The following is a 10,778-nucleotide window of genomic DNA, read 5'->3' as shown; positions in this document are numbered from 1 at the left end:
TCTTTAATTCTTTCCAGTAATTAAAAAATCTCTGTAATATTCATATCTTTTATTAGCTAATTTGATTTCTTTAGGAATGCCTTTTTCTAAATCTTCGCATATTTCTCTTAGATGATCTAAAGCATTAGCTATTTGTTCTTGTATTTCTAGCGGAGGAAGAGGTATTTTTATTTTTTTAAGGTCGTTTTTTGAAATACTCGCTATTGCTCCTTTTTTTGCGTATTTTTGTTTTTGTAGCTTTGCATGATGTGTAGATAAAGCGTATGATAGATATTTTGGATTTTGATTATGCGTAAGCAAAAACATGTTTCCACCTGCTATTGCTTTTTCTTTTCCTAAATAAGCGCAACAATCTGCAATGCATCTCATTACTTGACTGGCTGCAACAAGTAATAATGTTCCATATTCAAAATATTTAGGGTTTTTTATTAAAGATGGATCAACTGTGAAGTTGCATTTATCAAATCAAACTGAAAACGCATTTGATATCGAGCCATAAGTAGTACAAGGATAACTTCCAGTACCAATTTGACTGTTATCTACTCCATTTCCTCTGTAAATATCTATTGCAATTTCTCCAAGAGTTTTTCATTCTCAATTTCCTTTAGTCAATTGATTTATTAAGGATGAAATAGACTTCATATGCAAATTTTTAATATAAAGATTTGCTTTCAATAAAAGACTTTTATTGATTTATTTTTTTAAAAAACTTTTATTTTTAAGAACCGTAATTTTCTTCGCTCAGATCTGTTCATTCAAAGCATCAACTTAAAAAAATTCCATATGGTTTGTTGGCATCTGTTTCCCCGTCATCTTCTTTAGGATCTCTTTTTATTTTTGTTGCTAATTCACACCATTTACTAGCATATTCTACTTGTCCACCTTTCTCTTCTCAATCAATTTTTGTTTCAGTTAAAGTTGTATCTGTTCCTTTTAGAAAATTGTCTATTGCTTCCTTACTGTCATCGAAACCTACACTTGAATTCTCTACTTCTTTTTTTAATTTTTCTTTTTCATCACCGACGTAAATCACATTACTATTTTTTGTTGCTCACTTATATCAGAGGTTATCTAGAATATCTCTAGACAACTTACCTTCTTTATCTCTTCTATCTTCTTCAAATTTTCTTCTTCTTTTTTCTATGAGACTAATATTTTCCTCATTGTTGTTTGATACTCCTTTAGTGGTAACCACAACTGTTGTAGTTGTTCCTGCAATAGCAGCAACACCTACGCCTGCTTTAGCTAGTGTGTTCATACAAAAAAAGTGTTTTTAATTCTTTTACTACTTTTTGTTTTTAAATTGTTTTTTTTGTCAAGTAGTCAAATGTTTTGTTTACTCTATCTACCTTAATTCTTCCTCAACAACCTTGTTTTAATTTAAATTCCTCAGTCCCTATTGCTTCTATATTTTCGCATCCTTCAACTTTTTCTCCGAATTTTTTTGTTTCCATTTTTAGATTTGGATTTTTATTTAAGGAATATCACATGTGTTTGAATTCTTCTTCCTCTTGAAAATTTTCATAGTCTGAAACAGATATTTCATTATGTACCTTTATTGAATTTTTATTATCGCTCGTAGGATCTTTTATATCTCTAAATACGTTGTATGTTTTGTCTGTTGAATTAGCGCCAGAGATAACGAAATTTTTTATGTTTTCAAGATCATTTAAGCTAGGTAATATTCGGAAATTAGGGTGTATCTTTTCAAAATCCTCATGTCATTTTTGCTCTCTTTTTCTTTCCTCTTCTAACTTTTGAATCATTTCTGCTTCTGTAGCCTCTATTCATTTTTTGTTTTGACTATCTCAAATAAGATAGCCACCTGTTCCTCCGGCTACTGCAGTAATTGAACCTCCTATTGTTACTTTTTTTAAGAGAGACACAAATCTCTAAATTGATGATTTTTAAAACAAATTTTTATTATAGTAGAGAAGGTTTTTTATATATCTTTTCCTCTTTTACTGTTTATTAATTTAAGTAATTGTTTTTTTGAATTTAAAAGGAAGCATCACTATCTTCTGAAAGATTTCTTCATTCGAAGCATCAATCAAAGAAAATTCCATACGGCTTATTAGCATCGGTTTCTTCTTCTTTAGGTTCCCTTGTTATTTTTATCGCTAACTCACACCATTTGGCAGCATATTCCTCTTGGTCATTTTCTTTTGTCAATTTAATTTCTTTCTCAGCTAAAGTTGTATCCTCAGTTTTTAGAAAATTATCTATTTCTGTTTTGCCGTCACTAAAATTCATGCCCGAACCCTCTATTTCCTTTTTCAGCTTTTCATTTTCATCTCCTACGTAAATTACATCACTATCTTTTGTGGCTTTCTTATACCAAATGCTATTTAAGATCCCCTGAGATAATTTACTTTCCTTCGCCGCTTTATCTTTTTCGAATTGTCTTCTTTTCCTTTCTGCTGAACTAATGTTTTCTTCACTATTAGAAGATCCATTTTTAGTAGCAACTACGACTGTTGTAGTTGTCCCAGCAATAGCAGCAGTTCCTGCGCCTGCCTTAGCTAAAGTATTCATAATAAAAAGAAATCTCTAAAAATAGTATCTGATAATTCTATTTTCCAACTTGGATTTTAGTAACTTTGAACTAGTTATTGTTATCTTTCACCTCTGTCATTTCAGTAAATTTTGCTAATTATTGTCGTTTTAGAAACCAGATTTAAATTCAAATCTCCATTAATTTAAATATTAAATTTTTTGTTGTCGAACATCTTTTGTTCTTTTAGATGCTGCTCTAATTAATTCAGTAAAGAAAGGGCATACATGCTGAAAATTAGTCTCAAATTCCGGATGATACTGAGTAGCTACAAAGAAAGGATGATTCTTAAGTTCAACAATCTCAATTATTTTCTGAGGACAATCAGAAACTCCAGAGATAACTAAATCTGTTGTTTCTAAAAGAGGAATATATTTGGGATTTAAGTGATATCTGTGCCTATGTCTAGCTTCTATACACTTACTCCCAAGCAGTGATTTTGCCAGCGTGCCATCGGCAATTATAATCTTTTTGTTTCCTAATCTCATTTTTTTATCTGGCAATTGTATAAACATAGGCTCTTCCATTTCTGGATTCAACTCTTCGGAAGTAGCTCAATTTGCATTAAGAACATTTTTTGCATACTCTATACAAGCCAGTTGCATTCCAAAACATATCCCTAAAAATGGTATTTTGTTTTCTCGGCAATATCTGATAGCTTCTGTTTTCTGTTCTGCTCCTCTTGTTCCAAAGCCATAGGGTACACAGACTGCATCATATTCAGACAATAGAGTCATGCTTTTTAGATCATCTACATTTATGCACTCAATTTTTACATTTGCTCCTAATTGATAAGAAGCTATCTTGAAGGATTCAGTTATTGAAATATAGGAATCTAAAAGGTTTGCATATTTGGCAATTAGAGCAATTCGTAATTCTTTTTCCTTAGAAGAATTTATGTTTCTTGTGAAATCTTTTCATTTATCAATGTTTTTGTCAGGAACAGGAATATTTAGTTTTTTAAGTATTTGTTTATGAATATTTTGTTCATATAAGTCTTCAGCTATTAAATAAATATTGTTGTCTAAACAAACAAATATCTCATCCAAAGCAAGATTTGTTGTTGTAGATATCTTGACTTTTATGTCTTCAGAAGGTTCTATATAGGATCTAAGAATCAGTAGATCTGGAGTAATTAAGTTTGAAATTAGTTGTTGTATAGAGTGTTGAGTTGGTTTTGTTTTTAATTCTTTAGATGCTGGGAAATATATTAGAGGAGAGATGTGTATGAATAAAACATCGCCTTCTCCATATTTCTTTTTAAATCTGGAAGCTGCATAAAGGAATGGAGTTGATTCAATATCCCCTACAGTTCCTCCTATTTCAATGAATAAAAAGTCAATATCTTTGTTCTTTTCTATTAAATCCATGATTTTTTTATGGATTTCATCTACAAAATGTGGAACAACTTGAATTGTTTCTCCTGTAAATTCATGAGTTTCTTGCCTGTCCAATATGTTTTTCATGATTGAACCAGCTGTTACACATGAGTCGCAGGATAATTCACAATTCATAAATCTTTCGTAATGTCCTAAATCTAAATCTGCTTCACAACCATCTTTTGTTACATACACTTCTCCATGTTGGCAAGGAGATAGATTCCCTGCATTCTTATTTAGATAAGGGTCAAACTTCATAGCTGTAACTCTAAAACCTAACTCAGTGAATATTCTTCCTAAGTTAGCTAGAGTGAGACCTTTACCTACTGATGAACATATTCCTCCTGTGAAAAAAATAATCTTTGGTTTTCTCAAACTAATTATTTAAGTTACTCCTTCTATCCCAATGTTGCACATATCCGCAATGTTTTCTATTTAAAAAGTATATTTTTTCAATGTTCTTGTGTTGTAATTAAGATTTATTTTTCTTCTATTGCAATATTTGATATTTTTAAATAGTTCTATCTATCTGATTTCTTACCAGAGACAGAAATATTATTTATATATATTACTTTCTGTATTTCAAACATTTAATTCTTTATCTTTAATAGTTTCGCCATTTGGTCAATAAATCTCCATTTGTGGAGTACTGCCACTTGCAGAACAAGCAACTCAAGCATCTCTAAGATATCTCATTTCTCTTTCTTCTTCACTTGTTGTATCTTCATCTTCTGTTACTTTTGTTAAAAATTCTTTAATAACTTTTTTTCAGTGTCTTGGATGGCTATTTTTAGTTAGAACTAGTTCTGATATGTCTTTACATTCCTTGTAGAAGTTTTTCATGAATTCATGTTGTGAATCTCCTTCAAAGTTCTGTACTTTGCTAGTAAGAGTATTGCTGTCATCACTTTTTTTAGCTTCTGATCATACTTTTTGGAAAGCTAAATTTATAAGTTCATTGAACCTCTTACTCCTTATCCTTGTCCCATTTTTATAAAAAGCAGTAAATTTTTCTCTTCATCATTTTTTTGAATTTTCGTCTAAATTATCATAGGTTTCTGCTGTTGTTGGTTTTAATGTCTTAAGAATTTGCCTAAAAGTGTAAATACTCCTGTTATGTTCATTCTCTTGAGAGCTACTTAGAAAATCTTCCTTTTGCAAATAGTCCTTAAGCTTAATTGCCCCTATTGTTCCACCTGAAAGGATAGAGGATCCTGCAGCTGTTTTTAAAAATAATGAACTTATATTTACAACTTTTAGAACAGTGTCGCTCATATTTGACTCCAATTATTTGTAATTTTGAATTCTCTACGAAATAATTTTTTTTAGATTTTATTAATCGTTTCTTGTTTTTTAGGAAAGTTTGAGTTTTTTAAAAAATTTAGTATTTAATATGACTACCAGGTGTTATTTTTGGACTATTTTTAATTTTTTCTGTTTTAAATCTAATCTATTATCTCTATTTAGATATCTAACTGAGGAACTGATTTCTTTAATTTAAAGAATGAGTAAGCCATAAAGGCAATTGGTATTCAACCAAATATAGGTATTCATCATAGGAAAGAAGAAAGTTTAGAAAGAGTATTTATGTCATCTAGTATTGAATACTTTTTCTTTTTCTCTGACAATATCTCAGCATGAACTGTATTCTTAAGTGATAGATAGAAACTTATAGATGTAAAGGAGATGATTCATAGCAAAGGAGGGATTATTACTCATGCATCTGTTTCTTTTAATGAAATCAAATTTTCCTTTGAAAATCCTACTCCACAGTAAATAACGTAGGGAATAAGGCAAGATATTGCCATTAATAGGATAGTCAGTAAATACTGACAGGAATATATGTAGCTATTAGATACCTTTAATTCCCTGTATATAGATTTACATATAAAGAAAGGTATGAGTGAGAGCATACCAATTATTGGTATGTAGACTGTATAGCTCCATTTCATACAAGTCTTTCACAGCTTTATTTTTTCTTCCTGTACTTCATCTATCTCTCCTAGACGGCGTATTATCATGTTGCATCTGTAGATTAAGTATTTGTTGAAAGCTATGGATGTTGCATATATCAGAAAGACTATTGAACCTATTCATTCAGATATGTAGATAAAGCTAGCATCCTTAGTGCTCTGAGAATATATAGCACAGAATGCAAATAGAGATACACAGGAGATAATCTGAAGAGTCTGTCAGAACCTTATGTTTGTCTGAGCACACTTTACAAAGTCATCTACATCTACTTTTTCTTTTTTTAGGATAGCGTCTCTTATGGAGAAACACTTGATTATGTAGAGACTAGAGAAGAGACCTACTATAGGAATAAAAGCAAATAATGTTTTCTTAGTCTCTAGCCTTAATTCATCTAATTTAGCTTCATATTCTCTATGTTTAGTGGAGAAGGTATCAAATATTTTTCAACTCTTTTTGGAATAGTAAAGGTGAAGAAAACTAAATAGAAAGCTTAGACCTAGGAAAGCAAAACTTATTCATATAAGGACTATTTTCTTATTTGAACCATTTGAAGAAGATAGAAAAGGATGGATTGATGTAATAAGGGTAGCTAGAAAGATTATCTGTAGAAGTATTGTGGTAATTCAGAAGTAGAGAGGTTTCTTGTATGTATCTAGTACCGAGTTAATGTTGCTCATGAGAAAATACCACTATTCCTTGTTTACATGTAAGCTATAAGCCTACATGCTTCATCATAGGAAAATTAAATTGAAAACTAATTTATGTATATTTGATTTCTATAAGCAACCTAATATCTACCAATCAAAATCATCATCTTCTTCGTCCTCATCTTCATCATCGTCAGAGAATTCTTCGTCTGCATCATCTGTTAATACATTTCAAAGATCTCCTTCATTTTCAACTTCTTGTTTTTCTGGTTCTTCTTTTTTTGTATTTAACTCTTCTGGATTAATAACCAAATCTTTCTTCTCTTTTGGCTTATCTTCTACTTCTTCTCAATCTGTCTTCATAAATTCACTTATATTCTCTATAACTAAATCGCCATCCTGATCTGTTCCAGTTATCCCAAAGAAGCATCGAGTTATTTTTTCTCCTTCTTCTTCTCAAAATGATTTAAGTTCGTCGATAACTTCTAGATCTTTATCCGACAAACTTATATTTTTAAAAATAGAATCTGCGTCTTTTTTTTCCTTTTCTTTAGACATATGAAAAGATAACTTTTTTTAAACTCTTATCCTATGATGTGATTTTATTTATTTAATTCTTTATGTATATATATTTTGAATTTGTTGTCTTTTTGTTAGATAATTTGAGAGTTGGGACTTTATGGCAGTAGCAATTAAACCAGTTGCTAGTTTTATAGTAGGAGGAGGAGCAGTAACAGGAGTTGTTTCTTCTTCTTTTGGCGGATTCAGTGCAGCTGATGAAAATGCTTTATCTGAGGAAGAGAAAGCTGAGTTAAAGCAGAAGAGGATAGAGGCAATAGCTGAGTTTCTTAAAGAAGGAGGGACTAGCAAAGAGTTAAAGGATTTTGTTAAAGAGTATGCTTTAACTCTTACCGGAGCTAAGGAGTTAACCAGGATTTTGACTGGTTCTCTGATAGTTGACTTAATAGAGAATAAGAATACAAATGATTCTGCTCTTAATAAGGCTTTAAAGGAGAAATTAGATTTAGTAAGAAATGATGCTTCTGACACTTCACAACATAAGTTGTTTGGTGGAGAAGATAAGTACAAGAGTTATCACGTGCTTAAGAGCATAAGAAAGATATTTATAGATGAACTTATTAATCAGTTGCCTTCTGTTTTGAGTAGTTCTGATGGTAATAAGTTGAAGAAAGATGATGCCTCTGACAGTTTAATTAAGTCATCTATAGGCGATTTTTATGATGCAGTATTGGATGACTATATAAAGTACAACAAGCCTTTATTTGTAAAGAGAGTAGTTTGAAAGTACTCTAGCGAAGATGTAAGTGCTAAAGCTAAGGCTTTGTATGACGAAGCTAAAGAACATGTTCCAGGTAATTTTGTTCCTCCTAGCAAAGCTGGTTATTTGTTTCCTGTTGTTAGTGATGATACGAAGAAGAAGTGGAAGGATTTTGCAGAGAAGTTGAAAAGTGAAAAGGGTCATGATGAAATTTCAAAATATTCAGATGATCCGGATAATACACACATCATTGTTCCTATATCAGTAGTAGAAGATCCAACTAAGACATCTCAATTTATTATTGCTGCTTTAGAGTTGCATGGTCATGCTGCTTACTTTAGTCAGTGGACTGGAAAAAATAAAGGAACTGAAAAGTTAAACCTAACTACCGAGGCTGGAGAAGACTTTAAAGGTTGTTCGTTTGATTCCATTGATTCTCCTATTCCTGAGATTAAGTTCAGTAATGTAAGTAGTAACTTTGATACTTTCGATAAGCTTTTCTGCCTAGAAAAATCTAAAACAGCTTTAAAAAATCAGAAGAATACAGTTAGCGATTTTGTCTATCTGAAACAGGATAAAGATGATAGCAAAGCACAAAACTGAATAGTTTTCAAAGATAGAGATTCAATTCAAGCTTTAGGGATTGGTCATGATCTTCAAGATTCAAGCAAAAATGTAAATGAAATTAAAAAAGAGCTGATAAGTGCTGCTAAAAATACATCCGATAATAAGAAATATAAATTTGACTTAAAAAAAGAACTTAGATTTTGGCTTGAAAAGCATTTTGAGAGATTATTTTTAGGTAAATGGGTAGACATCTATAAAGACATCGATAATAAAAAAACTGATGGCGGAGATTGAAAAGATGTTGTTTCAAAACTAAAGGAGGTACTTGAATCTGTCTTTCTTAAAGATGCTTTAGTAGCTTTAAGAAATAATGTATTGAAGGATTACGTTCAATTGTTAGCTAAGTACCCTCCCGTCACTGTTAAAGGAGTAGTTAAACAAATGAATCCTAATCTAGCTTTTGCTGGTAGGTTTCCTTATCAATATAGTGGGAGAGCTTTGAAAACTGAAAAGAAATTAGACAATAAGGCATTAGTTTTTGATTACCTTGAGTCTATATATCTTTCTAAATATGAAAAAATAACTCAGGATCAAGTTCAGTTTGAATCCACTTACGAATCCACTTATGGTACAAAGAATACAGCCTATAAAACTGAATTAGAAAGTGTATTCACCAAAAAATCAAATGATTTAAACCCAGACAAGAAGAAAGAAGAAGATATTGTTTATCTATTTAAAGGTGGTTCAGCAACACAAGATAAAGCTAAGAATATTCAAGTAACTACTCTATTAAATAATTTGCTGGTTTCTTTAATTCATGATGATGGAGCAGTTGATTATTTGACACAACATGCAATTCTTGATTATTTGAAAGATAATCAAAAGGCAAATATTTTTGAGTGAGATGGTAAATGAAATTTCAAAGCATTTAGCGATTTCAAAAAGTTAGATAAAGACGATATTCCTAAAACTTCCTTTAAGGCTGATAGCGCTAAAACTGGTGTTGTTGACCAAGAATTCTATGCCGCTCTAGAAAGGGATTATTTTTTATCCAAGATTAATCCTAGACTTCAAACAGTTTCAGATCCTCATGTTTATGGATCTTTACTTTACGAAAAACCAAAAAGTTTGTGGGACTACAAGACAGTAAAAGATCTTGAAAAAGACTTAAGGCAGTTCTATAGTTCTGCTGGATATGACTTATTAAGTAGGGAAAACAAGGATATTTTTGTAGAGCTATTAACTATGCAGTATCTAGTTAAGAATAATTTTGAAAACTATAGACACGCTATGACTCAAAAATTAGATAGAAATAAGTTTTCTGCTTTTGTTTTCTATAAGAAATATGACAAAGATGGAGCTTGCCAGCCAGATAGTACAAAAGTAGATGAGGCTTTAGATTTCGTTGAAGATAATACAAATATATGGGAGTTCAATAATAGATGATTAGGTTTTGAGCATACCAAAACTGAGAAATGAAAGAACACAAACTGTCTAAATATTGATGACTTTAGAGAGTTTGCGGTTATGGAAGCTGATGATCCTTTTACTAAAGTAAAAGTCATGGGAGGATATAAAGGCCTTCTAATGGAAGATGAATTAGAAAAAGCGCTTGGGAAAGAGATAACTGAGTATATTACTTTTAATGCTCCTCTGTGAACAGATGTAGAGTCGCTTGTGAACAATATAAGGGATATAAAAACTGTACAGGAGCTAGATAAGTTAATAGAGTTACTTAAAAAGTGTCATCCTGATGCTACATGAGATTGATTAAGTGATAAAGAGTTAGTTGAAACTACAGGTAGCTGGAGCAGAAGATCTTCATCTATAACAACCACAAGAAGAATTTTTACCCTTGAAGAGAGAAAAAATATCTTGATTGGGTTTGTTTCTCAGAGTAATAAGAATTTAGTAGACAGAAATGCTTCTTCAGTGCATAAGATTGGGCATCAGAAGAAATTTATGAAGGGAGAAACAGGAAATAGCAGTAGCTCTTTCTTAAAAAATGTACTTAAAAAAAGAAAGAGAGGCTTTGTAACTGATAAGGCAGGTTCTAAGATACTTAAAGATGCACAAGATAATAGTTATGTTGTCTTTGTTGAACAAATAAGACATTCAGATGTAATTACTCTTAATAAAGATGGAAGTAAAAATTATGATTCTCTTAAGAATTGAAGCAATTTCATTAAAGGATTAAGTGTTGATTTGATAGCTAAAGATGTAGTTAGATTAGCTTATGACAAATCAATACAGCAGAAAGCACTTAACTACCTATTAAATGAAGTAGAAGCTGGTAAAGGATTAAGTAAGTTTGTTACCGGCGATACTAGATTGTGAAATAAATTAGATATTTCCTGAAGAGGAAAGATATAAGGTAG

General features: G+C 31.1%; 9 protein-coding genes. 1 reads left to right on the top strand and 8 read right to left on the bottom strand.

Going from position 1 to position 10,778, the window contains the following annotated elements:
- Positions 1–3 precede the first annotated feature (3 nt).
- From H6411_RS02305 to H6411_RS02270, 8 genes are all read right to left on the bottom strand, one after another.
- Positions 4–642 (bottom strand): restriction endonuclease subunit S, encoded by a 639-nt coding sequence (locus H6411_RS02305; protein ID WP_216083032.1) that lies wholly within the window; start codon positions 640–642, stop codon positions 4–6.
- Between the two features lie 76 nt (positions 643–718).
- Positions 719–1,258, bottom strand: a complete 540-nt coding sequence (locus tag H6411_RS02300) for a hypothetical protein (protein ID WP_216083031.1) — start codon at positions 1,256–1,258, stop codon at positions 719–721.
- Positions 1,259–1,298: 40 nt separating this feature from the next.
- The gene (locus tag H6411_RS02295; RefSeq protein ID WP_216083030.1) at positions 1,299–1,886 is read right to left on the bottom strand and encodes a hypothetical protein; all 588 of its coding nucleotides are present in this window, start codon (positions 1,884–1,886) and stop codon (positions 1,299–1,301) included.
- Positions 1,887–1,998: 112 nt separating this feature from the next.
- The gene (locus H6411_RS02290) at positions 1,999–2,535 is read right to left on the bottom strand and encodes a hypothetical protein (RefSeq protein ID WP_216083029.1); all 537 of its coding nucleotides are present in this window, start codon (positions 2,533–2,535) and stop codon (positions 1,999–2,001) included.
- Positions 2,536–2,706: 171 nt separating this feature from the next.
- Entirely contained in the window at positions 2,707–4,308 is a 1,602-nt protein-coding gene (gene pyrG, locus H6411_RS02285; protein ID WP_216083028.1) for a CTP synthase, read from the bottom strand.
- Between the two features lie 180 nt (positions 4,309–4,488).
- A complete protein-coding gene (locus H6411_RS02280; RefSeq protein ID WP_216083027.1) occupies positions 4,489–5,208 on the bottom strand; it encodes a hypothetical protein in 720 nt (239 codons plus the stop codon).
- Between the two features lie 188 nt (positions 5,209–5,396).
- The gene (locus H6411_RS02275; protein ID WP_216083026.1) at positions 5,397–6,584 is read right to left on the bottom strand and encodes a hypothetical protein; all 1,188 of its coding nucleotides are present in this window, start codon (positions 6,582–6,584) and stop codon (positions 5,397–5,399) included.
- 117 nt (positions 6,585–6,701) lie between these two features.
- Entirely contained in the window at positions 6,702–7,112 is a 411-nt protein-coding gene (locus H6411_RS02270) for a hypothetical protein (RefSeq protein ID WP_216083025.1), read from the bottom strand.
- Positions 7,113–7,233: 121 nt separating this feature from the next.
- Between H6411_RS02270 and H6411_RS02265 the strand changes: the two genes are divergently transcribed.
- Entirely contained in the window at positions 7,234–10,773 is a 3,540-nt protein-coding gene (locus H6411_RS02265) for a DUF3713 domain-containing protein (RefSeq protein WP_216083024.1), read from the top strand.
- The last annotated feature ends 5 nt before the right edge of the window (positions 10,774–10,778 follow it).

It is taken from the genome of Candidatus Mycoplasma haematohominis (assembly GCF_902712995.1).
GTDB lineage: Bacteria > Bacillota_I > Bacilli_A > Mycoplasmatales > Mycoplasmoidaceae > Eperythrozoon_B > Eperythrozoon_B haematohominis.
The sequence above is the reverse complement of the archived record's forward strand: the minus strand, read 5'-3'. Positions and strand labels throughout refer to the sequence as shown.